Raw genomic sequence first — 25,838 nt, forward strand, 5'->3', positions numbered from 1 at the left:
TATGCCTATGCGGATGAGCACCAGCGCTCTCCATATTCGCGACTTCAGCGAAGCTGATTGGCCGAAAGTCTGGCCGATCGTGCAGGGCATCGTCTTGGCCGAGGACACGTTCACTTACGACCCGGCGATGACCGCTGAACAGGCGCACGGCATCTGGATCGCGCCGCCGCCCGGACGGACGGTCGTGGCCGTCGCGGGACCGCGGGTTCTCGGCACCGCCAAGATGGGACCAAACCGGGCAGGACCGGGTGCGCATGTGGCGACGGCGAGCTTCATGGTCGCGGCCGATGCGCGGGGACGTGGTGTGGGCACGGCGCTGCTGGTCGATGCGCTCGCCTGGGCGCGTGAACAGGGCTATGCGGGCATGCAGTTCAATGCCGTCGCCGCCTCGAACGCCGCCGCCATCCGGCTTTATGAGCGGCATGGCTTTGCCATCGTCGGCACGGTTCCCGGCGCCTTCGCCCATCCAAGCCTCGGCCGCGTCGGCCTTCACATCATGTATTGCGGATTTACCTGAGGATCCCTGAATCCCGGATCGCCCTGGCGAGGATCATGGCGAAACGCTCCTGGCCCTCGGCCGCCGCGACACGGTCCTGGCGGAACTCGACTTGCAGATAATCGAGCCCATGCGCCAGCGCATGTTCGGGCGTCGAATAATCGGCGCGGGGGTCCATGTCATAGGGCTCGTTGTCGCCGACCACGAGATCGGGCATGCGCCGCAAGGCGACGAGCACGGGATCGGTGGCCCTGCGGTCTTCATTGGAGGAGAGCGAGATCTCCCACGGACGGTGGCCGCCGCCATTCATCCGGTCGGTCATCGAATGGATGGAGAGGAAGAGGGGCCGCTCAGCTTTGGCGAGCCTCTCCGCCACGACCCGCCGGCAGGCATCGTGATAAGTGGTGAAATAGGCGTCGATACGATGGCGCCGCTGCGCCGGGGTCAGCCCCGCATTGCCGGGAATGACGGTCCCGTCGCTCGTCAACGGGATGAGGGTCGGATCATCGAGCTTGCGGTTGCAGTCGATCACGAGCCGCGAGGTCCCGCACAGTATGGCCGGCGCATCGAAAGCTTCCGCGAGACGGCGCGCGATCGGCGTGGCGCCGATATCCCAGGCGATATGGCGTTGCATGTCCTGCGGCGCGACACCGAGATCGCCAATCGCTTGCGGCACGGCGTTGCTCGCATGATCGCAGACGATGACGATCCCGGCCTTGCCGGTGGGATTGACGATGTCGAAGGGAGCGGTCCAGCTCATCTTGGCCAAGCCTATGGAGAGGCGCGCCGTCTCTGTCAATATTCATTACTGAATTGACAGGAATTTCGGAACCTGTAACAAATCATTCATGATCGCCGGAACCGATTTTCACGCCATTGCCGAGCGCATCGAGGCTGTCGCCCAAGACATCACGCCGGCAGAGCAGAAAGTGGCGCGTGAATTGACGACGAGCGGCATGCTGGCGGGCTTCGAGACGGTCGCGGCCTTGGCCGGGCGTGCCGGCGTTTCGGGACCGACGGTCGTCCGCTTCATCGCCAGGCTCGGCTTCTTGAGCTACACCGATTTCCAGAAGGTTCTGTTGCGCGAGATGGAAGCGCGCAGCACGTCGCCGCTGTCGCTTTATCATCGTGCGGAAGCGCGCCCGGGCACGCTATTGCGCGAATCCGCCGCTGCCTTCTCCGCCTGCGTGACCGAGACCTTCCGGCGCCTCTCCGTCGCCGATTTCGAGCTGGCGGTCGCAGCCCTGTCGGATCCGCGCAACCGCATCCTCATCACCGGGGGCCGGTTCACGAAGCTTCACGCCGAGATGCTCTATCTGCATCTCTTCCAGATGCGCTCCAATGTTTCGACCTTGCTGCCGGGCCTGCAATCGCGCGCCGACCAGCTTCTCGAGGTCGGTCCGCGCAGCGTCCTCGTCGCCTATGACTTCCGTCGCTACGAAGCCGAGACGGTCGACGTCGTCAGGCGTGCCAAGGAGCGCGGCGCAACGGTGATCGTCATCACCGATCCGTGGAATTCGCCGGCGGCGCGCTACGCCCATGCCGTGCTCTCAGCCGAGGTCGAGTCGCTGTCGCCGTTCGATTCGATGGTGCCGGCTTGCGCGCTGACCGAAGCCTTGATCGCCGAGCTGACGGTGCGCGCCGGCCGGAAGGGCCGCGAAAGAATACAGGACCTCGAGATCCTCAGGGAGGGATATGAATGGCACGAAGAAGTAAAGCCGCGAGGCCGGCGAAAGAAAGCCGGCTGAAGTCAGGCGCCGACGGCGAGACCGTCCTCCTGGTGTGGACCGACTATGTCGGCCTCGCCCGCTGCCGCGGCGTGCCGGTTTCCGCCTTCAAGGACCGCCATGCGCATGGCCTGGGCTGGGCCGTGGCCGGCCAGGCCCTGACGCCTTTCGAGGATATCGCGCCCAATCCCTGGGGGCCGATGACCGAAGTGCGCCAGACGCCGGTGCTCGCGACCGAGACGCGCATCGCCATCTGGGACGATGCGCCCGCCTTCCACTTCGCGCTGTGCGACTCGCTCATTGCCGGCCAGAGCTGGGATTGCTGCGTGCGCGGCTTCCTGAAGAAGGCGCTCGCCGATCTCGAGCGCGAGTCAGGCCTCACCATCGCGGCGGCCTTCGAGCATGAGTTCCTGCTCACCGGTAATGATCTTCCCTGGATCGTGCCCTTCTCGGTCGAGCAGATGCGGGTGGTGGCGCCGTTCACCGCCGATCTCACCCGCGCACTCCTCGCCGCCGATGTCGGCCTCGAAACGGTCGAGCCCGAATATGGCGTCTGCCAATATGAGATCTCCTGTGGGCCGGCCATCGGGATCGCCGGCGCCGACCGTGCCGTCATCGCCCGCGAGGTCATCCGCGAGGCGGCGCGCCGCAAAGGTTTCCGCGCCAGCTTCACGCCCAAGCCAACGCCTTCGAGCGTCGGCAACGGCGCCCATGTGCATTTCAGCCTCGTCGACAGCAAGGGCGTGAACCGCACTTTCGATGCGAAGGAGCCGGCAACCCTGTCACGGCTGGCCCAGCATTTCACCGCCGGCGTCGTCCGCTATATGCCAGAATTCTGCGCTTTGGTGGCGCCTTCGCCGGTTTCCTATTTGCGGCTTGGCCCGCATCACTGGTCTTGCGGCTATGCCGCCTTCGGCATCCAGAACCGTGAAGCCACCATCCGTTCCTGTCCATCGCCCGACCCCAAGAAGAACGCAAAGGCCTTCAATCTCGAATTGCGGCCGCCCGATGCGACGGCAAGCCCCTATATGGTCTTAGGCGCCCTGGTGCGCGCCGGCCTCGAAGGCATCCGCCAGAAGCTGCCTTTGCCGGCGATCCTCGATCGCGATCCCGCCGACTATTCCGACAAGGAAAGAGCCAAGCTTGGCGTGCGCACGCTGCCGTCCTCGCTCGGCGAGGCGCTCGATCTCATGCGCAAGAGCGAGGTCGTTTCGAGCTGGCTGCCCGATCTCATGCGCGAATCCTATGTCGCAGTGAAGCGCAAGGAGATCGAGATGTTTGCCGACGCTACACCGGAAGCCATGTGCAAGAGGTATCACGATGCCTATTGAGAGCGCCCTCACGCTGCCGCTGATCGATCATCATTGCCACGGCATATCGCCGGCCGAGCTCGACCTGAAGCAGTTCCAAGCCCTGTTCTCGGAGAGCTATCGCCCGCCGCCGCCCGGCACCAACGAGTTCCAGAAGCCGCTCGGCCTCGCCATTCGCGCCTTCTGCGCGCCGCTTCTGGATCTCGAGCCGCATGCCGCGGGCGAAGCCTATGTCGAACGCCGCCTCAAGCTCGGCGCTGCCGAAGTCAACCGCCGGCTGATGCAGGCCGCGAGGCTCGATTGCCTCATCGTCGATACCGGCCATCGCTCCAATGCCATCCACACATTCGAGGAGACAGGCGGGCTGGCCGGACGTCCGGCCCATGAGGTGGTGCGCATCGAGGCCATTCTCGAAGAGGTGGCGGCATCGGGCGTGTCGGCCGAGAATTTTGCGAAGGCTTTCGCCGACCGGCTGGCCGAGCGCACCGCCAAGGCCGTCGGCCTCAAATCCATCGTCGCCTATCGCTCGACCTTCGCCATTCCGCAGACGGCGCCCGAGACGAGCGAGGTCGTGACCGCTGTCGGTGCCTGGATGAAAGCTGCGGCAGCGGCCGGACGCTTCCGTGTCAGCGATCCGACGATCATCCGCCATGGCCTGTGGGTGGGAGCCGAAATCTGCCGGGCGAAGAAGCTGCCGCTCCAGCTCCATGTCGGTTTCGGCGATCCCGACATCTATATGCATGCCTGCGATCCGACCCATTTCACCGACTTCATCGCCGCCATGGAGAAGTGGGATGTGCCGATCACGCTTCTGCACAACTGGCCCTTTCTCAAGGAGGCGCAGTGGATGTCGGAGGTCTTCGCCAATGTCTATTACGACGCCGGCGTGATCCTCAATTATGGAGCGGCCGAATCGGAGCGCATCCTGCGCGAGGCGCTGCAGGTCGGAAAATTCCAGAAATTCCTGTTCTCGACCGACGCCTTCGGGCTCGCAGAGCTCTATTATCTCGGGGCCTTCCTGTTCCGCCGCGCCTTCGCCAGCATCCTCGACGATTGGATTGCCGATGGCTTCATGACGGCGCGCGATGCCGATGAGATCGTCCGGCTCGTCGCGCAGGAGAATGCGCGCCGCATCTACCCAGGGGTTTGAGATTACAGCCCGAAGGCCGCGACGGCCGCGATCGACATATAGATGACGGCGCTTCCCAAGGCGGCGAGGTTCCCGAACCGCGTTGGATCATAGCGCCCCGACTGCCGGAAGCGCTTCATGGCGAAGACGAGAACGAGCTCGAGGATGAAGGATGTGGCCAGGAACAATGCACCCAGAATCGTGGCCTGCAGCGCGATCGAGTGGCCGGGCCTGATGAATTGCGGGAAGAAGGCGGTATAGAAGCCGAGGGCGACGGGATTGCTGAGGGAGACGGCGAGTCCGTCGAAGAAAGGCCTTCCGGAATGATCGGCTGTCGGGCCGCGCGGAACACGCCGGAGGGCTCTGAAAGCGAGCCACGCGAGATAGACGATGCCGGCAAGTGACAGCCATTGAAACAGTGAGGGTAAGAGCTCGCCCGAGATGACGAGGCCCGCAAGCGTTGCGCTGAGGGCGAGAAGCCTGCCGAGCTCGACCCCGAGGACGGTCGCAATGCCGGTCGCGGCACCGCCGCGCAACGTATTGTGACTGACAATGGCCATGACCGGGCCGGGCATGAGGAGAAGCAGGATCGTCGCGGTCAGGAACGGGGCGATGGTCTGCCAGTCCATGAGTCACCTCGCACGATCGGTCGCGCTGGCTCATACCGGGACATTGGCAAGTCCGAGGAGGGCGAAGGCGGCGATGCAAAGATAGAGTGCGGCGCTGCCGAGTTCGGCGAGCCGGTCGAAACCGGGGCGGCCGAAGCTCGGGGACGGCCGCAGGCGCGCCGCCGCTGCGATGCAAATCATGTCGAAGACAAGCGATGCGCCGAGAAATATCGCGCCCAGCATGACCAGCTGCTGAAGCAGCGGATGGTGCGGGCTGACAAATTGCGGAAAGAAGGCGGTGTAGAAGATGAGCGTGGCGGGGTTGCTGGAGGCGATGGTCAGGCCGTCGATGATCGGCCGGGAAGTGCTCTTGATGTTCGTCTCATGCGAAGAGGCTTTCCGGGAGCGAAACGCCCTTATCGCCAGCCAGATGAGATAGGCTATGCCGGCGAGCGAAATCCATCGAAACAGCAGCGGCATGAATTCCTGCGAAAGGATCAAGCCGGTGAATACGGCACCGAGCACGAGCACCTCGCCGAGCTCGACGCCGAGAGCGGTCAAGAGCCCGGCCGTCATGCCCTTCCGCAATGTGTTGTGAACGACAATCGCCACGACCGGGCCCGGCGTGACCAGGAGGAGAAGCGTCGCGGTGAGGAACGGTGCAAGGAGCTGCAAATCCAATTTCGATCTCCTGAGAGGCTGCCGTCAGCATCGGTTGCGAGCGGACGCACCAAATCGAACGACCGGATGGACCGGCCGCTTTTCTAGGCACCAGGCGTGTGCAAGCACGATGGATCCGGCCACCCTCTCGTGGTCGCTGCCTTGCGATGCTGAGGGGAAGCGGCTTACGGATCGCTTACGCGCCGGGAGGAGCCCTGGCGGTCAGGAAAGGATGGATGAGACCTCGGATCGCCGGCGAGAGCACACCATCCGCGGTGGCTTTGATCGTGCGCTCATAGCGCGCATAGTCGGCGAGCGCGCCGGCGGCATCCTTTTGCACCAGGCGTCCCTGGATCAAACCTTCATAGATCCGTGTCGCGTCAGGGTAGAAATCGAGGGCGCGCAGATAGATTTCGCGCGCTCCCGCGGGGTCGCCCTGCGCCTCGCGCTGCCGGCCGACGCGGTGGGCGAGATCGACGAACTGCTCGCGCAGCTTCTCTGCGACTGGCTGCAGCCAGGAGGGTAGGCGATCATCGTAGAGCAAGGGGCCGGTAAAGCCGGCACAGAGATCATCGAGCTCCGACGTGCAGCCATCGACCGCCGCCTTCGTGCCGAGAGCCTTCTTGAGACGGACTTCCCACTCAGCGGAGTCGACCCATACCTTGTCCGCCGCCAGGCGCAGCCTCCCTTCGCGCTGGATGATGAACTCGGCCTGGCCGAGCAGTTTGCGCAGACGGTGCAGAGCCTGCTCGCAGGCGGCCTTCGCCTGGTCACCGTCGAGATCGGGCCACAGCCAGTCTTGCAGTTTCTCGAGCGAGCAGGTGCAATCCCGGGTAACGGCGAGCGCGCGCAGGATGTCGAGCGCCCGGGTCGGCGGCTTGGTGCCGAGGTCGACCGGCGCGCCATCGCGCTCGAGACGGAAACTCCCCAGCACATGCACCTTCAACGCCCATGGCCAGCTTGCCGGCCGCCGCGCCGGCGGGGTCAGTCGGCGCAAGCGGATGAGGGACTGGCAATATTCGGTCTCGATGCCGCGGTCGAGCGCATCGGCGAGAAGCTCGGCCAGCAGCTCCGGCAGGTTCAAGAGGATCGTGGGCCAGTTCAACGAGCGCAGCTCGGCGAGGAAGGCCCGCAAATGTTCGCCGTACTGCAGATCGCCGCTCCATCTGGCGGCGAGCGCTTCTGCGGCAAGGATGCACAGCTCGGTGCGCTTTTGTGCGCCGCCATCGAGGCGCGGGATGAGATCGGCAAGGAGATCTATCGCCTCCCTCGCCTTTCGGTCGGCGAGAAATACCTGGTATTTGGTGATGTAGTGCGGCCAGCGCTCCACCATCGGCTCGTTGGCCGCTTCGATGGCCGCCATGAACCGGTCGCAGTCCCGGTAAGCTTCGATGAAATTCCCCTGACGCGCATGCATCGGGGCATGACAATCTGCGACGACGGCGACCTGGGTGGTGAACCGGCTGTCGGCGATCGCGGCAAGGCGGCTGACCAGGTCGTTGAACTCCGCGAAATCGTTGTGGAACTTCATCTGCATCTGCAGATGATAGAGGCCGGCGAACTCGACGCCGCGCAGCGATTCCCGCTCGCCGATCGCGATCGCCGCGCGCAACGCGGCCTCGGCGGAGGCATAGGGGAAATCCCGCCGCGCATAGGGGAAATAGCGCCCGCTCCTCGCCCCAAACGCAACCAGCCACATGCCGAGGATCCACGGCAGGACATCGGGATTGCGCAGGTCCTCGACGACGCTGTCGACGGCATTGGCGAAGAGATCGGCACGCATGGTCGTCACCGAATGCTCGATCAGGGACGCCGAGGCGAGGAGGCGCAATCCGCTCGGATCGCCCTTGCGGGGATGAGCGAGCCGCTCCTGAAGTTGTCTCTCGAGCAATTGTCCGGCAGGACTGCCCCTGTAGTATTCATCGGCGAAATCAAGGGCCCGCATCATGCCGGTACGCACGAGGAGATCTTCTTCGGCCGGCAAATCCGGCAGGCCACGCTCGATCAGGTGGGACGCGCGCTGCGTCCAGGCGGACAAGCCCTCATGAGTGCGCCAGCTGTCGGTCTTGACCAGGACCGCGCGTGCGATGGTGAGGCTCTGACCGCGCAGATCGCCGGCCTCTTCGAATCCAGCCCAGGCTTGCGACAGCCAGCGTTCGGCGCCCGCATCGTCGGGCATATGCGCGACGCCGAGCCAATAGGCGAGCCACGCATTCAACTCGGTCGCCGGCAATCTGGCGCACCATTCGATGAAGGTCGCCCGTCGTCCTTGCGCCAGCACGGATTCTGCCTGTTTCAGGATCAGATCGCGGGCGCTTGCCCAGGCTTGCGCCTCGAGCGCCAAGGCGATGGCGTCGTCGAGATGGCCGGCTTCGCCGAGGACGGCCGCCGTCCCCGCGCGCATGGCGGCAAGCTCTTCCTTTGCAAAGCGTTGTGCGAGCCTGGTGTCGAGAAAGTCACGCAACAGGTCATGCAAGTGGAAATGATTGCCGCTCGCCTGGGTGGTGCGGGTGATCAGCAGCTGCCGCTGATAGAGCCGGTCAAGCAGCCTGCCGGCCTCCGTCGAGCCGATCAGCGCATTGGCAAGGTCGGTGCTGATCTCCGGCAGGAGGTTGAGCTTCATCAGCATGTCCTGGTCAGCCGGCGGCAAGGTGTAGAAGAAATGCCGGCCGAGCGCGTCGAAGAGGGCGTGCTTGCCGGCCGCGGCGCCATCGTTCTCGGAAAGGGGAAGCGAGAAGCTGCGCTCGCTCAGCAGCACGAGGCCGACAGCCCAGCCGCGGGCGAGGGCGACATCCGCCGCCGCGGCGGTGCGGTTCAGTCTGAGCTTCACCAGATTGCGGGCTTCGATCTCCGAAAATTCGAGAGTTGACTGATCGATGACCGGCAATCGGCCGCTGAGCGCCAGATCGCTCAAGTCGCCTTGCGGCAGGGTGCGCGACAGGCAGGCACAGCGCAGGGTATTGGGGAGTTCGCGCAGCATCACCGCGAGGATGGCCCGGAAATCCGGCGTGTCGGCATAATGGAGGTCGTCGAGCACGATCAGGGTATTCGGCGTCAATTGCGCAAAGTAGGCCCGGAAGAACCGGCGAGCGAATGCCTTCGGCTGCTCGGCATATTCGGAGCCGAATATCGGCAGGTTCGCGGCTGCTTCCGCCGAATCCAGTGAAAGCGCCAGATATTGGAAGAAGCGCGCGACATCCTGGTCGCCGTCATCGACCCTGAACCACACATGTCTTGCGGTCGTGCTGCGCAGATAATCGACGAACGCCGTCGTCTTGCCGTAGCCTGCGGGAGCGGCGAGCCAGCAAATGCCGGAGCGCAGGGACTGTTCGATCTTCTTGAGAACACGTGCCCGGCGCAGGATCTGGGGGGCCCGCGGCGCTGCCAGCTTGGCCACGGTGTGAGCGGTCATGAGACCTTCGTCCGGCTCCTCGGAAGGAACAGGCATGCTTTGGTGATTTACCGCCCCAAATTCGGGCGCCCAACGGAGATCGATGCTTGCCGTCCTATGCATGGCTGAAGCGGACAACAAGGATCCCGCCGCAACGCGTCACGGGCTTGTTGTTGCGTCCCTGCGATTCTCCCTTTGCACGACATCTACGCATGTTGTCTTCCCCCATGCTGCGATCGTTCTCTAAGTGCCAGGTGACGGTAGCATCGGAGTTCCCTCCAGGCAGTGAGTTTTCACACAATCCTGAGCGGCTGTTGCGACACTCACGCGGCTGGGGGGGCACACAATCTTGTGGATGAAGGCACCGGGAGCGCGCCTGAATCATTTTGCGAGATGCGTCACATAAATGATTCAAAAATCACGCAATTTTTACCTGCCTCAGCTCTTCTTATAATAGGGCCGGTAGAGCGGTTCCCACATGCGGGCGGCGATGCGGGCCTCGAGTTCCGAGTCAACGCAAGCCTCGGCGACGCCATCGGCCTGCGCCTGGCGCGCAACGGCTTGCGCTACGATCATCGACACCTTGCGCAATTCGGTGACGGGCGGCAGAAGGCAGGCATGTCTGTCGCCGATCGTCGGCGATACCGAGGCGACGGCTTTTCCGGCGGCCATGAACATGGCGTCGGTGACGCGCTGGGCATTGGCGGCAAGGACGCCGAGACCGACGCCGGGGAAGATATAGGAGTTGTTGGTCTGGGTGACGCGCATGGCCTTGCCGTCTTGCTGGAGCGGTGGGAAGGGGCTGCCGGTGCCGATCAGGGCACGGCCCTCGCTCCAAGCCATGAGCTGTTCCGGCGTCGCCTCGCTGCGCGATGTCGGATTGGACAGCGGGAAGATGACCGGCCGCTCGACCCCTTTGGCCATCTTGCGGATGACGGGCTCGGTGAACGCGCCGGCTTGGCCCGACACGCCGATCAGAACGCTGGGCGATGCGTTGGCGACGACATCGTAGAGGCCGATCCGGCCGGGCGCCTCGAGCGTCCAGCCGCTTACCGCCTCCTCTGCCTGCAGGAAGGGCAGCTGCGCCGGCGTGACGCCGGGCATGCCGTCGGTGAGGAGACCGTCGCGGTCGACGAGGAAGAAGCGTCGGCGGGCCTCCATTGGACTGGCACCGGCATCGATCATCGCCTGCAACAGGAGTGCGGAAATCCCGCAGCCGGCCGAGCCCGCGCCCAGCACGGCGATGCGCTGCTCTGCCAAGGGAAGCCCTGTGACATTGACCGCGGCAATCAGCGTGCCTGCGGCGATGGCGGCCGTTCCCTGGATGTCGTCGTTGAAGCTGCACAGGCGGTCGCGATAGCGCGTCAACAGACGCCCGGCATTGGCGCCGGCGAAATCCTCCCATTGCAGCAGCACGTCGGGCCAGCGCTCGGTTACCGCGGTGACGAATTCCTCGATGAAGCCGTCATAGTCGTCGCCCCTGATCCGTTCATGCCGCCAGCCGATATAGAGCGGGTCGTGGAGCCGCTCTTCATTGTTCGTGCCGACATCGAGGAGGATCGGCAGGGCCTCGTCGGGATGGATGCCGGCGCAAGCGGTATAGAGGGCGAGCTTCCCGATCGGTATGCCCATGCCGCCCGCCCCCTGATCGCCGAGCCCCAGGATGCGCTCGCCGTCGCTGACGACGATGATGCGGACGGGATCAAGATGCGGGTTGGACAGTATTTCGCGGATGCGGTGCTTGTTCGGAAAGCTCAGGAAAAGGCCGCGCGGCTTGCGCCAGATCTCGCTGAAGCGCTGGCAGCCCTCGCCGACGGTTGGCGTATAGACCAGCGGCAATATCTCCTCGAGATTGCGCACGGTGAGGGCATAGAACAATGTCTCGTTCGAATCCTGCAGTTCCCGCAGGAAGGCATAGCGCTCGAAATCCGTGTGGAAGCCGCGCAGGATCTTGAGCCGGCGGGCAACCTGCTGGTCGAGCGAGCCGATATGCGGCGGCAGCAGCCCGTGCAGGTGAAAGGCGTCCCGCTCCGCATCGGGGAATGCCGTGCCCTTGTTGAGCATGGGCGTGTTGATGAGATCGAAGCTGGTAAGGCTCGTCTCCAGCGGTGCGTTATAGTCGGGGATTTGGCTCATGAGGTCTCATAGCCAATTGAAATGCCTGCGGCCAGTCCCGCAACCTATCCTTTGACCGCGCCGGCGACCAGCCCCGATACGATGTGGCGTTGCAGGATCAGCACCAGCAAGATCAGGGGCACGGTGACGATCACGGAAGCCGCCATGATCCGGCCCCAGGGCAGCTCATAGGCGCTGGCGCCGGTGATGAGGGCGATGGCGACGGGGACCGTGCGCTGCTCGTTCGAGAGCGTGAAGGTGAGGGCGAACAGGAACTCGTTCCAGGCCAGGATGAAGGCGAGGAGGCCGGAAGCGGCCAGCGCCGGCGCCATCAGGGGCAGGAAGATCTCGGTCAGCGTGCGAAGGGCAGAGGCCCCATCGAGCGCCGCCATTTCTTCGAGCTCGCGCGGCAGCTCGCGCATGAAGGTGGTCAATACCCAGGTGGCGAAAGGCAAGAGCAGGATGAGATAGGAGAAGACGAGGCCCATGAGGCTGTTATAGAGGCCGAAGCTGCGGATGAGCTCGAAGAGGCCCGAGAGCACGGCGATCTGCGGGAACATCGATATGCTCAATACCGCGAAGAGCACGCTCGATCGGCCGCGGAACTTCATGCGGCCGAGCGCATAGGCCGCGAGCGAGGCAAGGGTGAGCGAGACGAGCGTCGCGACCGAGGCGACGATGAGCGAATTCAGGATATTGCGGGCGAAGGGCTGCTCGACGAACAAGGCCCGGTAGTTTTCGAGGCTCGCCGTGGACGGGATGAGCTCGACGCGGAATATGGCGCTGCCGCTTTTCAGCGAGGAGACGATAGCCCAGTAGAAGGGGAAGACGGCATAGAAGACGATGAGCGCCATGAGCCCGTAAAATCCGATTGTTCCGGCGAGCCTGCGCAATTTCATCGGTCGCCTCCGCTGGCGCTGACATTGACCCGGCCAAGGGTCACGACGATCGCGGTCATGATGGCGACGATGAGGAAGAGCGCCGTCGCCGCGGCCGAGCCGAAGCCGACGTCCTGGAAGTCGACGAGCTGCTGGCGGGCATAGACCGACATCGTCGCCGTATTCTCGTTGTTGCCGGTCAGCACATAGATGACGTCGAATACGCGCAGAGCGTCGAGTCCCCTGAAAATGACGGCGACGAGCAGAGCCGGACGGATGAGCGGCAAGGTGATGTGGAAGAACACCTTGACCGGGTGGATGCCGTCGACGCGCGCCGCTTCATATATGCTCTGCGGCAGGGCCTGCAGGCCTGCGAGGATGAGGAGCGCCATGAAGGGCGTCGATTTCCACACATCGACCATGACCACGGCGGCCATGGTGAGCGAAGGATCGGCAAGCCAGGCATAGGGCCGGTCGATCAGCCCGAAAGCGAGCAGCATGGCATTCACGACGCCATATTGATCATGCAGCATCCAGGCCCACATCTTGGCCGAGACGACGGTCGGGATGGCCCAGGGAATGAGAATGGCCGCCCTGAGCAGGCCGCGGCCTTTGAGGTGGGCATCGAGGGTGAGCGCGATGATGAGGCCGAGGATGGTCTCGAGGCCGACGGAGAGCAAGGTGAAGAGCAAGGTGTTGCCGACGGCGCGCCACCACAGCGGGTCCTCGAAGAGATAGAGATAGTTGGCGATGCCGATGAACTTCCAGGCGGTAAGATCGCTCAAATTGGCATCGGTGAGGCTGAACAGGATTGTCCGCAGCAACGGCCAGGCGGCGACGATCAGGAGGCTCGCCAGCAAGGGGGCGAGAAAGAGCCATGGCTTCAGTGCGGTCCGGCGCGCAAAGGGAGAGCGTTGGACCCTGGCCGGCCTTATGGCGGAGCTGCGCGGTTGGGCCGCGTCGCGTGCCGCCATCTGGGCCTACCACCGCCCGCCGCGGCTCACCCGTTCCAGTGCTTTCTCGAGATTCGCCAGATTCTCCTCGGCCGTGCCTTTGCCGGTGAGGGTGTTGTGGACGGCGCGCACATATTCGCTCGACACGCGGTTATATTTGGCGCCGGTCACGGTCGAGGGCCTGGCGACCGCGCTTTCGAGCACGGCCTCGAAGTCTTTGAGGAAGGGCAAGGCCGAAAGCAGCTCCTGGTCGCCATAGAGGCTCTTGCGCGTCGGATTGAACGATCCCTTGATGGCCCGGCGCTTCTGCTCCTCGGCACTAGTGAGATAGCGCACCAGGTCGGCAGCCTCCTTGGGATTGGCCGAATATTTGGAGACCGCGAGGTCCTGGCCGCCCAAGGCCGCCGCATGGCGGGCTCCTGACCCTGAGCCTTGCGGCAGGAGCGCGATGCCGACCTTGCCCTTGACCGGACTGTCCGGCGCATTAGCCAGCGCCCAGGCATAGGGCCAGTTGCGCATGAAGACCGCGTTGCCGGACTGGAAGACGCCGCGGGCATCCTCCTCGGCATAGTTGAGAACGCCTTCGGGCGAGATCGTGCCGATCCAGCCCTTGGCAAGGGTGATGGCGGCAGCAGCCTGCGGGTTGTTGATGGAGATCTTGCCGTCGGTTTCGACGATGCTGCCGCCGCCGAAGCTCGCCACCCATTCGATGCTGTTGCAGGTGAGCCCCTCATAGGCGCGGCCCTGCCAGACGAAGCCTTGCAGCTTGCCGTTGCTGCTGCGTTCGGCGTCGAGGACGGCTTTGGCCGTCTGCGTGAGTTCGGCCCAGTCGCGCGGCGGCTTCAGCCCATGCTTGTCGAGCAGGTCCTTGCGATAATAGAGAAGGCCCGCATCGACGAAGAAGGGTGCCGCCACCAGCTTGCCGTCGACCGTGTCATTGGTGAGGAGCGTGGTGAAATGGTCTTTCAGCTCTTCGGCCGGGATATATTGCTTGAGATCGATGAAGTGGGTGGCGAGCGTTCCCGGCCATACGACATCGATCTGGAAGACGTCGATATCGGCGGAGCCCGCGGCGAGGAGCTGCTGATAGAGGGCGAGCCGTTCCTGAGCATCGGGCGGGGTGGCGACGAGCTTCACCGCATTGCCGGTTTGCTTGGCCCATTCATTGGCGCCTTCCTGGCAAAGCTCGAGCTCGACGCCCAGCGAGCTGCAGGAGATCGAGATGGTGACTTTCGCCTGGGCCGGCGCGAAGCTGATGACGAGCCACGCCAGCGCCGTCGCGATGAAGCTTACGATCCGCGCCATGATGACATCCTCCCCGCCGCCCGCAAACGGGTTGTCTCGCAGCTCCAACGCAGAATTCGCCGGAAAAGTTCCGCTTGAATCAGTTTGTCAGGGATGCAGGCTAAACTATTGAAATGACGGGGATTAACTGCGCCTCTTGGCGACGATGCCGGTGCCGCGCGTCAGCCACAGAGCGAGAGCGACGGAAAGAAGGCTCAGGAAGATGAGGATGGTGGCGATGGCGGTGATGGTCGGATTGATCTGCAGCACCAGCTGGTTGAACATGCGCTTGGGGACGGTGAGGTGGCTGCCCGACACGAACAGCGTGACGACGACCTCATCGAAGCTGATGACGAAGGCGAAGAGCCAGGCTGCCGCAGCGTTCGGCAGGATATTGGGCAAGAGTATCCGCACCATCATCTCGAGCCGCGACGCGCCGAGCGTCATGGCGATCTGCTCGATCCTGACGTCAAAAGCGCGGATGGCGAGCGACATCAGGAGGACGACATAGGGAACGGTCAGCACCACATGGGCGGTGATGATCCCGAAATAGGAGCCCAATATGCCGAGCTTGGCGTAGAATATATAAAGAGAGACGGCGATGATGACCGGCGGCAGCACCATGGGCGCCATGAAATTCGCTTCCAGCGCCTTGCGCGACATGAAGGATCCGCGCACCAGCGCATAGGCGGCGCAGGTCCCGAAGACGAGCGAGACGGTGCTGGCAATGGCACCGATCGCCAGCGAATTGAGCGCCGACTCGACCCATTGCGGATCGCCGAAGAAGGACTGATACCAGCGCAGCGAGAAGCCCGGCGGCGGGAATTGCAAGGTTCCGGCACTCGAGAACGACATCGGCACGACGATGAGGATCGGCAGAGCGAGAAAAAGCAAGGTGAGGACCGCGCTCGCGGCAAGGGCGATGCGGTTGATGCGGGAATGGCGCCGGTGAGCGCTGCCCTGGGCCGCCTGAGCCCCGATCCTGTCGAGCGCCACGGTCATGCCGCAACCTTTCCGCGCAGCGACTGATAGAGCGCGAACAGACTCAGGGTCAGCACCAGCATCACGCAGGACATGGCCGCCGCCAGGCTCCAATGCGGAAACTGGTTGATCAGCATGTCGAGCATGTTGGCGATCATCGGCACCTTGCCGCCGCCGAGAATGGCGGGCGTGATGTAGAAGCCGAGGCTCAGGATGAAGACCAGGATGAAGGTTGCCGCGAGCGCCGGCACGGTGAGCGGGAAGAACACCCGCCAGAAGAACTGCCCCGATGTGGCGCCCATGGTGAGGGCGATCTGCCTGAGGCGCGGATCGATCTGCAGCATGGCGGCATAGAGCGGCAGCAGCAGGAAGGGCAGGAGCACATTGACCATGCCTATGCACACGCCGAGCTCGCCATAGAGGAATTGGACCGGCCGTTCGGTGAGCCCCAGATGTTGCAGCGCCCGGTTGACGAGGCCGGCATTGCCGAGGATCACGATCCAGGCATAGGTGCGCACCAGGACGCTGACCCAGAAGGACATGACGATGATGATGAGGCTGATCTTCTGGCCGCGTGGCGACAGGGTCGTCATCCAGTAGCTGAGCGGATAGCCGATGAGGGCGCAGCAGCACGACACGGCGAAAGCGATCTCGAGCGTGCGCCACACGACCGAGAGATAGATCGGCCTGCCGAAGAAGTCCTGGTAATATTCGGGCGTCAGGCTTCCGCTCTTGAAGTCGGTGATGCTCCACAGCGCCGTCATCAAGAGCGGCAGGTCGAAGGCGAGCCCGATCACCAGCGCAAGAGGAAGAACAAGCAGGATGCTCGTGGCCAGCCGGCCACGCCACAAAGAAGGATTATGGGCTGCTGCTGTCGACATGGACTGGCGCCGCGCCGCGAGACCGCCCCAGGCCGGCGGCGGCCTGGGGCTCATGCCTCATTGCGCCAGCTTGAACTCCTGCCAGCGCTTCTCGACTTCGGCGGCATTGTCGTACCACCATTTGCCGTCGGTCACATACTGCACGTCGCGGTTCTTCTTGAAGTTCGGGAACTGATCGAGCTTGTCCTGCGGCAGGAGCGGATCGAGCTCGGGGCTGGGGCCCGTATAGCTGATATATTGCGCGATGCAGGCCTGCTGCTTGGGATCGGAATATTCATGCAGATAGAGGAGGGCTGCTTCCTGCATGGCGGGATCGGCGCCCTTCGGCATGCCCCACCATGATGTGTCGAGCATGCCCTGGTTGAAGGAATGCTTGAGGTCGTTCTTGGTGACGATCCGCCCCGACCAGCCGATCGAATATTGCGCCTCATTGTCCTGAAGCAGCTGCGCCGACTGTCCGCCGGCGGTCCACCAGATCACGTCGCCCTTGACACGCTCCAGCGTCTTGAAGGCGCGGTCGAGGTCGAGCGGGAAGACCTTGGTCGGGTCGACGCCATCGGCGATGGCGGCGAAGGCCAGGACATAGCCCGGATAGTCAGGCAAGGCGCGCTTGCCGGGGAAGTTCTGGGTGTCGAAGAACTCGACCCAGTTCGATGGCGCTTTCGCGTCCGGACGCCAGGCCATGATGGTCGAGAAATAGGTGCTGGCGAAGCCATAGGGCTTCTTGGCATCGGGGAACATCTCGAAGGGCTTGACCTTGTCCCAATCGATATTGTCGAGAAGGCCGTTCGCATTGGCGCGCTCGAGCTCGCTGGTCTCGAGGTCCATGAGTGCCACATTGACATTGCCCGATTGCGCGAGGCCGGCGAGCTTGGCATAGCCTGCCGGCGTGTCGAGCTCGACCTTGATGCCGTATTTCTTCTCGAAGGGGCCGTCGACGCATTTGGTGACGGCATCCGTCCATTCGCCGCCGGCGGTGAGGATGCGCAAGGTCTTGGCGGGTTCGGCCGTGACCTGACCGCTGAAGGCAAGCACGGCGGCAAGGCTGAGCAGGCTCGCTTGGAGTAATGCAGGTTTCGTCATTTTAGTCTCCCTTTCATTGGCGTTTCGCTCCCCGGCTTGATCCGCCGGATCTTGTTGTTCAGTGGGTGGTTTGGCTGCTGGGCAGGATCCAGATGTCGTCCGGCGACCATTCGAGCGAGACCGTGACACCCGGCCTGAAGGTCGTCTTGGGATTGGAGGCCTGCGCCACCATCGGGTGGCCGCCTTCGGAAACGAGGATGTAGCGAACCGACTCGCCGAAGAACAAAACATCCTCGATGCGCGCCTTCATCCGCGCCTGGCCGCTCGGCTCGCGCACCACGATCTGCTCGGGGCGAAGGATGCCGCAGACTTCGCCGTCCTTGCCGGCGCTTCGCGGGCGCTGCGTGCAGGCGATCTGCTCGCCGTTCGGCAGTGTGATCTTGTGCTCCTTGCCATTGGCGGCGAAGACGCCGGTAAAGACATTGGCGATGCCGAGGAAGCCCGCGACGAAGCGGTTGACCGGCTGCTGATAGATCTTGAGCGGCGCGTCGACCTGCTGGACCTTGCCGTCGGCAATGACCACGATCTGGTCGGCCATGGTCATGGCTTCGTCCTGGTCGTGGGTCACGAGCACCGTGGTGATGCCGAGCGAGCGCTGCAGGCGGCGCAATTCCAGGCGCACGTCTTCGCGCAGCTTCCGGTCGAGGGCCGCGAGCGGCTCATCGAGCAAGAGGACCGAGGGCTTGAACACGATGGCGCGGGCGATGGCGACCCGCTGCTGCTGGCCGCCCGACAACTGGCTCGGCTTGCGCGACTTGAATTCCGAGAGGTGAACGAGTGCCAGGACCTCCTCGACGCGGCGCGTCACTTCCGCCGCAGGCAGGCGCCGCACGCGCAAAGGGAAGGCGACATTCTCGAAGACGGAGAGATTGGGGAAGAGCGCATAGCTCTGGAACACCAGGCCGACATTGCGCTCGCCGGGCGCCGCATGGGTCATGTCGACACCGCCAATGGAGATCGTGCCCGCGGTCGGCGTGTCGATGCCGGCGATCATCGAGAGGATGGTCGACTTGCCCGATCCGCTGGGCCCCAGGACGGCGGTCAGCTCACCGGCCTTGAGCGAGAGCGAAATGTCATCGACGGCGCGAACCGATCCGTAGAATTTGGATATCTTGTCGAGATCGATTGCGCTCATCCACGCTTCAGTCCTGAAAGCCTGGCGAAAACCTCATCGACAGGCGGATTTGCATGCGAAAACATAAGACGGCCTGACCGCTCAAATGGCAATTTAGGATTGCTGATATGGCGCATCATGAAAGGTGATGAGGCCCGCATCTTCATCTGCAATCAGAAGGACGCGGACGGGTGGAATTCGCCGAAATGCCGGCGCCAGATCTGCACGATCTCGCCGACGGTCGCATAGGCCTTGACCGCTTCGATGACCGGCGGGACGAGATTGCCGCCATTGGCGCAAGTCGCCTCGACCCGCGCCAGCGCCTGCCGCACGGCGGCATTGTCACGGGCTTGGCGCAGCGCCTGGGTCCGCTGGTGCTGCCGGCTCGCGGTCGATGTATCCATCCGGAAGGCGGTGTTGGGCACTTGCGGAACGGATGGCCATTTGTTCACCGTTACCCAAGGACGCTCGCCGGAATCGATCCGGCGCTGCCGGCTCATGGCGCCGCGATTCATGATCTCGCGGCTAAAACCGTTCGCCATGGTGGCGATGGCGCCGCCGCGCTCGAGAAGCTCATGCAGGTCGACCCAGATCTGCTCGGCGATCGTCTTGGTCAGGCTTTCCACGAAATAGGAGCCGCCCAAGGGGTCGATCGTATCGGTGAAGCCATGCTCATGAGCGATGATCTGCTGAGTCCTGACCGCGACCTTGACGGTTTCCTCGGTCGGCGTCCCCACCGCCTCGTCATAGGAGGCGATATAGACGTAAGAAGCGCCGCCCAGCGCATAGGCGAGCGTGCCGAAGGCGATGCGCGCGATGTTGTTCAGGGGCTCCTGCAGGGTCTCCTGGCCATGGCCATAGACGGTGGTCTTGAGCGCGAGCGCCGCAGGCGCGCTGGCACCATAGCGTTCACTGAGGAGGCGCGCCCAGACCCGGCGCAACGCGCGCAGGTTGGCGACGGAGATGAAGAAATCATGCCGCTCGTCCGGGAACATGTGGAAGAGGGGAGCCACGCTGTCGATCGGGCAGCCTCTCTCGACCAGGAGATCGAGATAATGGACGGCATTGGCGAGCGCCAGCGCCGCGCCCCAGGTGGAGCCGGCGCCCCCGGCATTGAGGTGATTGTAGCAGACCGTGATCGGCGACCAGTTGGGCGCATGCTCGGCGCACCATTCGACCGGATCGACCGCGAGCTTCGCGGCCGGCGCCGCCGGGATGATCTGCGTGCCGCGGGCGAGATATTCCTTGAGCGGATCATTCTGCAGGTTGACGGTGAATTGGTGGTTCGACAGGCCTTGCTTCTCGCCGAGGGCGGCGAAGAGGGCGAGGACGATGGGCCCGATCGAATTGCCAAGCGTGCCGACGCGCTTGATGCTGTCGAGCGGGATGCCGGCGAAGAGCAGCTCCATGTCGGCGAGGCTGTCGATCGAGACGCCGACACGACCGACTTCGCCGGTCGCCATGACGTCGTCCGAATCATAGCCGCATTGGGTCGGCAGATCGAAGGCCATCAGGATCTGCTCGACGCCGAGCCCGATCAGCTTTTTGAGGCGCAGATTGCAGTCGCCCGCCTCGCCATAGCCCGTATAGGCCGAGACCACGAAAGGCTCGGCGCGGTACATGGCGGCGCTGTCGCCGCGGGTGAACGGATATTCGCCGGGAAAGCCGACATCCTCGAGATAGTCGAAGCCGATCTCATCGAGGGACGCGGGCGAATAGAGGGGTTCGATCTCGATCCCGTTGTCGGTCTTGAAGCTGCGATATTCGCCGGCTTCGGTGATCGCCGGATCATAGGCTTCGCGGCGCCAGCGCTCATGCGCTTGAGCAAGAGAGGTGCCGAAGCGATCGGCGTGCGTCTGTGGCTTCGCGGCTCGGCCCTTCATAGGCTGCTCCCATCCATCATCATGTCGGCGAGCCGATAGGGATCCTTCACGCCATCGGCCAGTTGCGCGCAGGTCCATTCTTCCAGGGGCTTTCCCAGGCTCTGCTCGAAGTTGCGGGTCCATTCACTGAACAAGCGGTTGCGGGCAATATCGAGGACATGATTGGCGAGCGCGCGTGCCCGGCGCTTATGAAAACGGTCAGTGGCTTTGAGCCAGTGAGCAAAGCTGTCGATTGTCTGGGCGATCCCGGCGATGAGATCGGGGCGCTCGACCGCGGCGGCCAGAACGGGCGGATGCCAATAGGCTTGGGCGCCTTCGGGACCGCCATAGCGCTCGCTCAGCGCTTGCGGCATGGCGCCCACCGCCCGCGCGGGAACGCCCTTTGCCGTACGCGGATCATTGGGCCCGGGCCTGCCGTGGAAGGAGACCGCCAGCATGGCGGCGAGATCCTGCTGCACTGATCGCGCCTGCGGCAGGTCGCTCTTGTTGACGACATAGAGATCGCCGATCTCCATGAGGCCGGCTTTTGCCGCCTGGACCGAATCGCCGAGACCCGGCACGGCGACGACCAGCGTGCAGTCGGCGACGAAGCCGATGTCGACCTCGCTTTGGCCGGAGCCGACGGCCTCGAGGAGCACATGCGAGCAGCCGTGATGAGCCATCACCATGCACAGATCGAGCGCTGAGGCATTGAGCCCGCCGCCATGGCCGCGTGCCGACATGCTGCGGATGAAGACATTGTCGAGGTCTTCCGACTGGCGCATGCGCAGGCGATCGCCGAGGATGGCGCCGCCCGAAAAGGGGCTCGAGGGATCGATGGCGAGGACCCCGACCGTCAGGCCGTTTGCCGCCCAATGCGCCGCAAGCGCATCGATGAGCGTCGATTTGCCGGCGCCCGGCGGGCCGGTGATGCCGATGATGAAAAGCTCACGCGGACTGCCATAGCTTTCGGCCAGCACCTGGCGCCAGTTGCCGCTGCGGTTCTCGACTGCCGAGAGCGCCTGCGCCAGATGATGCCGGATGGAGGGCTTCACGGCGCCACCTATTCGACCGCGAGCAGCAGCGCGTCGCCCTGGCCATAGCCGCCGCAAATGGCCGCGGCGCCGATGCCGCCGCCATTCCGCCTGAGCCCGTTGGCAATGGTCATGGCGAGGCGTGCGCCGCTGGCGCCGAGCGGATGGCCGATGGCCACCGCGCCACCATAGGGGTTCGTGTGCTCGCGCAGCTTCTCCACTTTGCCGCGATCGCCAAGGGCGAGATGCAAGGTGCTGGCGAGCGGCGTCGCGGCGAAGGCTTCGTTGATCTCGAACTGCCTGATGTCGTCGAGCCCGACATTCGTCCGCCGCAGAAGCTCGGCGATGGCGATCCCGGGCGTATAGCTTCCCGTGGTCGGCCCCGAGGCGACCTGGGTGTAACCGATGATCCGAGCCAGCGGCGTCACGCCATGGGCGCGAGCGAAGCGCCCGGACAGCAGGAGAACGAAAGCGGCACCGTCGCTCAAGCCCGGCGCATTGCCGGGCGTGACCGTGGGGCTGCCATAGACGGGCTTGAGGCTCGCGAGCTTGGCAAGCGATGTGTCGCTGCGCGGCGATTCATCGGCCTCGAAAGGCGCATCATTGCTGATGAGCGGGAAGCATTCGAAATCGAAATAGTCCTGCGCCTGGGCCTTGAAATATTTCTCGTGGCTCTTGAGCGCCCACTGATCCTGATCGGCGCGCGTGATGCCGAGGCGCATCGCTTCCTCGCCAGTATAGGCGGCGATCGCCTTGTCGAGGAACTCGGCACGCAGCAAGAGCGGATCGTTGATATCGACCGCGCCCGGCTTGGCACCGCGCTGGCGCGGCCACAGGAACGGCGTCTGGCTCAGGTTTTCGAAGCCGCCGCACAGGACGGCATCGGCAAGGCCGAGGCGGATATCCTTCCAACCGAGGCTGATCGCCGTCAGCCCTGAACAGCAGGCGCGGTCGACCGTCAGTGAGGGCGTGGAGTCCTTGAGCTTGCGTGACCGCAGGACCGCCCGGCGGGCAGGGGTCAGCACGGCGCTCCCGATCATGCCGACGCCGGCATAGACGGCCTCGATGGCTTGAGCGTCGACGCCCGAGCGGCTGATCGTCTCGTCGATCGCCAATGCGCCGAGCTCGGGTCCGGCGATGTCCTTGAGCTTTCCGCCGAACCGGCCGAAGGCTGTGCGAGCGACGGCGCCGATATAGACATCAGTGTCGTTGATCACGAGCCTATCGCCTCATGGCTGAGCTGGTTCTTGAGCGCGGTCTTGTCGACCTTGCCGTTGCCGGTGCGCGGCAGGGCGGCCAGGAAATGCCAGCGTTTCGGCGTGCGGAAACCCAGGATCGGCTTGCAATGGGCTTCGCAGGCCGAGGCCGTCGCGGTGTGGCCCGAGCTTGCGACCACGAAGGCGACGGCGATCTCGCCGAATTCCCGGTCGGGCATGCCGATGACGGCCGCTTCCTCGATGCCCGGACAGCCCGACAGGCAGGTCTCGATCTCACGCGGATAGATGTTGAAGCCGCCGCTGATCAGCATCTCCTTGCTGCGGCCGACGAGATAGATGAGGCCGTCGCCGCCGATCCTGGCGAGATCGCCCGACCACAGCCAGCCGTCTTTCAGCACCTCCGCCGTTTCCTTGGGCCGCTTCCAATAGCCTTGCATGACATGCTCGGCCCGGATGGTGATCTCGCCGGTCTCACCACTCCTGACCGGCGTGCCGTCGGGCGCACGCAGCACGATGTCGACGAATGTATAGGGCGAGCCGATGCAGCCATGGCGCAGCATGGAGCTGCCATCCGGCCGCTGCTCGAAATGATCATCGGCACCGAGCCGCGTGCAGGTCATCATCGCCTCGGTCAGCCCGTAATTATGGGTGAGAATGGCCCCCCAGCGCTTGACCGCCTTGTCGAGGGTCGTCGGCTGGATCGCTTCCGCGCCATAGCCGATCCAGCGCAGGCTCGTCGTGTCGTGACGCTCGATATCGGGCGAATTGAGGATGCGGGTCAGGACCGTCGGAACGCAGCTGAAGGCCGTCACTTTCTCCTGCTCGATGGTGGCAAGGAGCTGCTGCCAGTTGCCGTTCACGATGATGTTGGTGGCGCCGCGCAACAGGAATGGCGTGAAATAGGTGCCGCTTGCATGGGTGAGGGGACCTATATGGGCGAGCCGGTCGCTGCCGCGGATATCGCGGTCGATGAGCATGTTCTTGGTGACCGAGCGCCAATTGCGGTGCGTCAGCATGACGCCCTTGGGTTGGCCCGATGAGCCCGACGTGTAGTTGATCGAGCCCAGCGCATCGAGGTCGTCGAGGCCCGAAGACGCTTGTGCCGGTGCTTGAGTCAGGGCTTTCCAATCGCGCCCGCCCGTCGCGGAGCCTTCCACATTGCATTGCCAGAGCCCGCTCTGATCGAGACCTTTAAGCTTCGCTTCGCACGCAGCATCGCAGAAGACCGCCGCCGCCTCGCAATCCTCGACGATCTTCTCCACCTCATGCGCCGTATAGAGCGCGTTGAGCGGGACACGCACCAGGCCGGCACGCTCGAGCGCCAGTTGCAGGACGAGATATTCGGCGCGGTTCTTCATGAAAAGGCCGACCCGACTGCCGGGCCGCAGCGCCTGGCTCAATCCGCCGGCGATCGAATTCACGAGGTGCTCAAGCTCGGCAAAGGTCCAGCGCCGGCCACCGTCGATCAAGGCGGTGCGTCCGGCGAAATGCCGAAAAGCGTTCTGCACGGGAGCGTCGATGCTCACGAAACCGCGTCCTTCTGCGCCACCAGGCCTTTGATCGCTTGGGCGATCTCGGCGATCGAGGTGCCGGAAAGGAAGACGCGGGCCACGCCCTGGCGGGTGAGCTCGGGTATGTCCTCTTGCGGGATCACACCGCCGGCGATGAGGATGATCGACTGCGCGCCGGCCTGGTCGAGGAGCTGCCTGAGGCGCGGCAGGAGGACGTCATGGGCGCCGGAGAGGATGCTGACGCCGACGACATCGACATCCTCGTCGACGGCGGTGCGGACGATCTGCTGCGGCGTGCGCCTGATCCCGGTATAGATGACTTCCATTCCTGACTCGAGCAATCCGCGCGCAACGACGCGCGCGCCCACATCGTGGCCGTCAAGGCCGACCTTGGCCATGAGCACTCGAATGGGTCTGCTACCCGCTGAAATCCGATCGCCCATTCAAGGCACCGATAGTGATGAGAGCGCGAACTACTTTGATGATTTGCAAATGGAAATCCAATAAAGTCTGATGATGGCGGCCATCATGAATAATAGGGGAGGGTAAGTGGCGGAGGGACGGAGCGGAGACGCCGCGCCGTCACGTCACGGTAAACAAGATGGACTTTCGGCAAATCCAATATTTCGTCGCTCTCTATGAAGAGAGGAGCATCACCAAGGCGGCCCGCCGGCTGCATGTGGTGCAGCCCGCCGTCAGCATGCAGATCCGCCGGCTCGAGGTCGACAACGGCACGGTCCTCTTCGAACGCTCGGCCCAGGGTGTCATCCCCAACGCCGCGGCGGCACGGCTCTATCCCTTGTGTGTCGACATATTGAAGCGCCTCGAAGCGGTGAAGGAGGAGCTGCGCAACATTTCCGGGCGCCTGATCGGCAATCTCTCAGTCGGGGTACCGCCTTCGGTGGCGCTGGGCATCCTGCCGGCCGTGCTCACCGAATTCTGTACCCAGAACCCGGATGTGCAGCTCACCGTGCATGAGGGCTACAGCGCGCATCTGGTCGAATGGCTGGTCGAGGGCAAGCTCGACGTCGCGGTCCTGAGCGAGTTCGAGGAAGAACGGCGCTTGCGCTATCAGCGGCTGGTAACCGAGGAACTGCTGCTGGTCACCAATCTCAACAGCACGATCTCCGGTCCTGAGGTCAAATGCGCCGATATCCAGGATCTGCGACTGGTTCTGCCGTCTTCCCAGAATCTCACCCGCATCCTGATCGACAATGAGCTGGAGCGCGCCGGACTGAAGCTCACCGCCACGATGGAGGTCGATTCACTTGCCGTCGTGTTCGGCCTCATCCGCGATGCCGGCTGGAACTCCATACTGCCGGCCGCCGCCGTCAAAAGCGCCGTGGAGCGCGGTGAATTGAAGAGCTTCCATCTGGTCGAGCCCGAGATCCACCGCACCCTCATCGCCGCTTTCCCGGGCCAGAAGACCCTGTCGGCGCCGGCCCAGCTGTTCGTCGGCTATATCGAGGCGGCGCTCAAATCCTTGCAATAAATGCATGGTTTATCATCACGTTTGATAGGGCTGATCAAAAGATATTAGTCGACGCTCGTATGCGCCGGCCGTAAGAATCCGCTGGCAATGATCATGGGCGCTGCGAGGCTCC

General features: G+C 63.9%; 22 protein-coding genes. 5 read left to right on the plus strand and 17 right to left on the minus strand.

Translation table 11 applies throughout. The annotated features are described in order from the left end of the window. Window positions 1-13: 13 nt before the first annotated feature. Entirely contained in the window at window positions 14-517 is a 504-nt protein-coding gene (locus tag DS839_RS26150) for a GNAT family N-acetyltransferase (RefSeq protein WP_119273428.1), read from the plus strand. Here the strand turns inward: DS839_RS26150 and DS839_RS26155 are convergent. After that, the gene (locus tag DS839_RS26155) at window positions 510-1,256 is read right to left on the minus strand and encodes an N-formylglutamate amidohydrolase (protein ID WP_162918801.1); all 747 of its coding nucleotides are present in this window, start codon (window positions 1,254-1,256) and stop codon (window positions 510-512) included. The genes DS839_RS26150 and DS839_RS26155 overlap by 8 nt on opposite strands. A gap of 88 nt (window positions 1,257-1,344) precedes the next feature. Here DS839_RS26155 and DS839_RS26160 point away from each other — a divergent pair, with 88 nt between their 5' ends. The 3 genes from DS839_RS26160 to DS839_RS26170 are packed head-to-tail and all read left to right on the plus strand — an operon-like array spanning window position 1,345 to window position 4,683. Beyond that, window positions 1,345-2,244, plus strand: a complete 900-nt coding sequence (locus DS839_RS26160; RefSeq protein ID WP_119273430.1) for a MurR/RpiR family transcriptional regulator — start codon at window positions 1,345-1,347, stop codon at window positions 2,242-2,244. Continuing rightward, complete coding sequence (locus DS839_RS26165; RefSeq protein ID WP_119273431.1) at window positions 2,196-3,554, plus strand: type I glutamate--ammonia ligase; 1,359 nt, start codon at window positions 2,196-2,198, stop codon at window positions 3,552-3,554. Before DS839_RS26160 ends, DS839_RS26165 begins: the two co-directional genes overlap by 49 nt. Next, a complete protein-coding gene (locus tag DS839_RS26170) occupies window positions 3,544-4,683 on the plus strand; it encodes an amidohydrolase family protein (RefSeq protein ID WP_119273432.1) in 1,140 nt (379 codons plus the stop codon). Before DS839_RS26165 ends, DS839_RS26170 begins: the two co-directional genes overlap by 11 nt. Before the next feature lie 2 nt (window positions 4,684-4,685). Here the strand turns inward: DS839_RS26170 and DS839_RS26175 are convergent, their stop codons facing one another. The 16 genes from DS839_RS26175 to DS839_RS26250 all read right to left on the minus strand — a co-directional run bounded on the left by DS839_RS26175 (window position 4,686) and on the right by DS839_RS26250 (window position 24,677). Next, complete coding sequence (locus DS839_RS26175; protein WP_119273433.1) at window positions 4,686-5,291, minus strand: LysE family translocator; 606 nt, start codon at window positions 5,289-5,291, stop codon at window positions 4,686-4,688. 30 nt (window positions 5,292-5,321) lie between these two features. Then, window positions 5,322-5,951: a LysE family translocator gene (locus DS839_RS26180; protein ID WP_119273434.1), complete on the minus strand. Its 630-nt coding sequence runs from the start codon at window positions 5,949-5,951 to the stop codon at window positions 5,322-5,324. A gap of 175 nt (window positions 5,952-6,126) precedes the next feature. Further along, a complete protein-coding gene (locus tag DS839_RS26185; protein WP_162918802.1) occupies window positions 6,127-9,342 on the minus strand; it encodes an AfsR/SARP family transcriptional regulator in 3,216 nt (1,071 codons plus the stop codon). Window positions 9,343-9,759: 417 nt separating this feature from the next. Then, window positions 9,760-11,457: an NAD-dependent malic enzyme gene (locus tag DS839_RS26190; RefSeq protein WP_119273436.1), complete on the minus strand. Its 1,698-nt coding sequence runs from the start codon at window positions 11,455-11,457 to the stop codon at window positions 9,760-9,762. Between the two features lie 44 nt (window positions 11,458-11,501). After that, complete coding sequence (locus DS839_RS26195) at window positions 11,502-12,335, minus strand: carbohydrate ABC transporter permease (RefSeq protein WP_119273437.1); 834 nt, start codon at window positions 12,333-12,335, stop codon at window positions 11,502-11,504. Further along, complete coding sequence (locus DS839_RS26200) at window positions 12,332-13,288, minus strand: carbohydrate ABC transporter permease (RefSeq protein WP_119273438.1); 957 nt, start codon at window positions 13,286-13,288, stop codon at window positions 12,332-12,334. Before DS839_RS26200 ends, DS839_RS26195 begins: the two co-directional genes overlap by 4 nt. Before the next feature lie 6 nt (window positions 13,289-13,294). After that, window positions 13,295-14,572 carry an ABC transporter substrate-binding protein gene (locus DS839_RS26205; protein ID WP_119273439.1) on the minus strand — a complete coding sequence of 426 codons (1,278 nt, stop codon included), beginning with the start codon at window positions 14,570-14,572 and terminating at the stop codon, window positions 13,295-13,297. 123 nt (window positions 14,573-14,695) lie between these two features. Continuing rightward, window positions 14,696-15,553, minus strand: coding sequence for an ABC transporter permease (locus DS839_RS26210; protein ID WP_119273440.1), 858 nt, complete (start codon window positions 15,551-15,553; stop codon window positions 14,696-14,698). Next, window positions 15,550-16,467, minus strand: coding sequence for an ABC transporter permease (locus DS839_RS26215; protein ID WP_119273441.1), 918 nt, complete (start codon window positions 16,465-16,467; stop codon window positions 15,550-15,552). The genes DS839_RS26210 and DS839_RS26215 overlap by 4 nt, the downstream gene beginning before the upstream one ends. A 3-nt stretch (window positions 16,468-16,470) precedes the next feature. Continuing rightward, entirely contained in the window at window positions 16,471-17,496 is a 1,026-nt protein-coding gene (locus DS839_RS26220; protein WP_119273442.1) for an extracellular solute-binding protein, read from the minus strand. Between the two features lie 58 nt (window positions 17,497-17,554). Beyond that, a complete protein-coding gene (locus DS839_RS26225; protein WP_119273443.1) occupies window positions 17,555-18,631 on the minus strand; it encodes an ABC transporter ATP-binding protein in 1,077 nt (358 codons plus the stop codon). 152 nt (window positions 18,632-18,783) lie between these two features. Further along, entirely contained in the window at window positions 18,784-20,493 is a 1,710-nt protein-coding gene (locus tag DS839_RS26230; protein WP_162918803.1) for a methylmalonyl-CoA mutase family protein, read from the minus strand. Beyond that, entirely contained in the window at window positions 20,490-21,527 is a 1,038-nt protein-coding gene (gene meaB / locus DS839_RS26235) for a methylmalonyl Co-A mutase-associated GTPase MeaB (protein ID WP_162918804.1), read from the minus strand. The genes DS839_RS26230 and meaB overlap by 4 nt, the downstream gene beginning before the upstream one ends. Window positions 21,528-21,535: 8 nt before the next feature. After that, a complete protein-coding gene (locus DS839_RS26240; RefSeq protein ID WP_119273446.1) occupies window positions 21,536-22,723 on the minus strand; it encodes a thiolase family protein in 1,188 nt (395 codons plus the stop codon). Next, window positions 22,720-24,249, minus strand: a complete 1,530-nt coding sequence (locus tag DS839_RS26245) for a class I adenylate-forming enzyme family protein (RefSeq protein WP_119273447.1) — start codon at window positions 24,247-24,249, stop codon at window positions 22,720-22,722. Before DS839_RS26245 ends, DS839_RS26240 begins: the two co-directional genes overlap by 4 nt. Then, the gene (locus DS839_RS26250; RefSeq protein ID WP_119273448.1) at window positions 24,246-24,677 is read right to left on the minus strand and encodes a cobalamin B12-binding domain-containing protein; all 432 of its coding nucleotides are present in this window, start codon (window positions 24,675-24,677) and stop codon (window positions 24,246-24,248) included. The genes DS839_RS26245 and DS839_RS26250 overlap by 4 nt, the downstream gene beginning before the upstream one ends. A 158-nt stretch (window positions 24,678-24,835) precedes the next feature. Here DS839_RS26250 and DS839_RS26255 point away from each other — a divergent pair, with 158 nt between their 5' ends. Beyond that, on the plus strand, window positions 24,836-25,726 hold the full coding sequence (locus DS839_RS26255) for a LysR family transcriptional regulator (protein WP_119273449.1): 891 nt from the start codon (window positions 24,836-24,838) through the stop codon (window positions 25,724-25,726). Window positions 25,727-25,838: the final 112 nt, after the last annotated feature.

The sequence above is a fragment of the Taklimakanibacter deserti genome (genome assembly GCA_003574785.1).

Excerpts from the sequence above, each read along its gene's own strand:
- DS839_RS26175 (WP_119273433.1), bottom strand. The coding sequence starts at position 5,291 with ATGGACTGGCAGACCATCGCCCCGTTCCTGACCGCGACGATCCTGCTT.
- DS839_RS26165 (WP_119273431.1), top strand. The coding sequence starts at position 2,196 with ATGGCACGAAGAAGTAAAGCCGCGAGGCCGGCGAAAGAAAGCCGGCTG.
- DS839_RS26200 (WP_119273438.1), bottom strand. The coding sequence starts at position 13,288 with ATGGCGGCACGCGACGCGGCCCAACCGCGCAGCTCCGCCATAAGGCCG.
- DS839_RS26205 (WP_119273439.1), bottom strand. The coding sequence starts at position 14,572 with ATGGCGCGGATCGTAAGCTTCATCGCGACGGCGCTGGCGTGGCTCGTC.
- DS839_RS26185 (WP_162918802.1), bottom strand. The coding sequence starts at position 9,342 with ATGACCGCTCACACCGTGGCCAAGCTGGCAGCGCCGCGGGCCCCCCAG.
- DS839_RS26215 (WP_119273441.1), bottom strand. The coding sequence starts at position 16,467 with ATGAGCCCCAGGCCGCCGCCGGCCTGGGGCGGTCTCGCGGCGCGGCGC.
- DS839_RS26155 (WP_162918801.1), bottom strand. The coding sequence starts at position 1,256 with ATGAGCTGGACCGCTCCCTTCGACATCGTCAATCCCACCGGCAAGGCC.
- DS839_RS26230 (WP_162918803.1), bottom strand. The coding sequence starts at position 20,493 with ATGAAGGGCCGAGCCGCGAAGCCACAGACGCACGCCGATCGCTTCGGC.
- DS839_RS26225 (WP_119273443.1), bottom strand. The coding sequence starts at position 18,631 with ATGAGCGCAATCGATCTCGACAAGATATCCAAATTCTACGGATCGGTT.
- DS839_RS26160 (WP_119273430.1), top strand. The coding sequence starts at position 1,345 with ATGATCGCCGGAACCGATTTTCACGCCATTGCCGAGCGCATCGAGGCT.
- DS839_RS26255 (WP_119273449.1), top strand. The coding sequence starts at position 24,836 with ATGGACTTTCGGCAAATCCAATATTTCGTCGCTCTCTATGAAGAGAGG.
- DS839_RS26150 (WP_119273428.1), top strand. The coding sequence starts at position 14 with ATGAGCACCAGCGCTCTCCATATTCGCGACTTCAGCGAAGCTGATTGG.
- DS839_RS26195 (WP_119273437.1), bottom strand. The coding sequence starts at position 12,335 with ATGAAATTGCGCAGGCTCGCCGGAACAATCGGATTTTACGGGCTCATG.
- DS839_RS26250 (WP_119273448.1), bottom strand. The coding sequence starts at position 24,677 with ATGGGCGATCGGATTTCAGCGGGTAGCAGACCCATTCGAGTGCTCATG.
- DS839_RS26170 (WP_119273432.1), top strand. The coding sequence starts at position 3,544 with ATGCCTATTGAGAGCGCCCTCACGCTGCCGCTGATCGATCATCATTGC.
- DS839_RS26220 (WP_119273442.1), bottom strand. The coding sequence starts at position 17,496 with ATGACGAAACCTGCATTACTCCAAGCGAGCCTGCTCAGCCTTGCCGCC.
- DS839_RS26190 (WP_119273436.1), bottom strand. The coding sequence starts at position 11,457 with ATGAGCCAAATCCCCGACTATAACGCACCGCTGGAGACGAGCCTTACC.
- DS839_RS26210 (WP_119273440.1), bottom strand. The coding sequence starts at position 15,553 with ATGACCGTGGCGCTCGACAGGATCGGGGCTCAGGCGGCCCAGGGCAGC.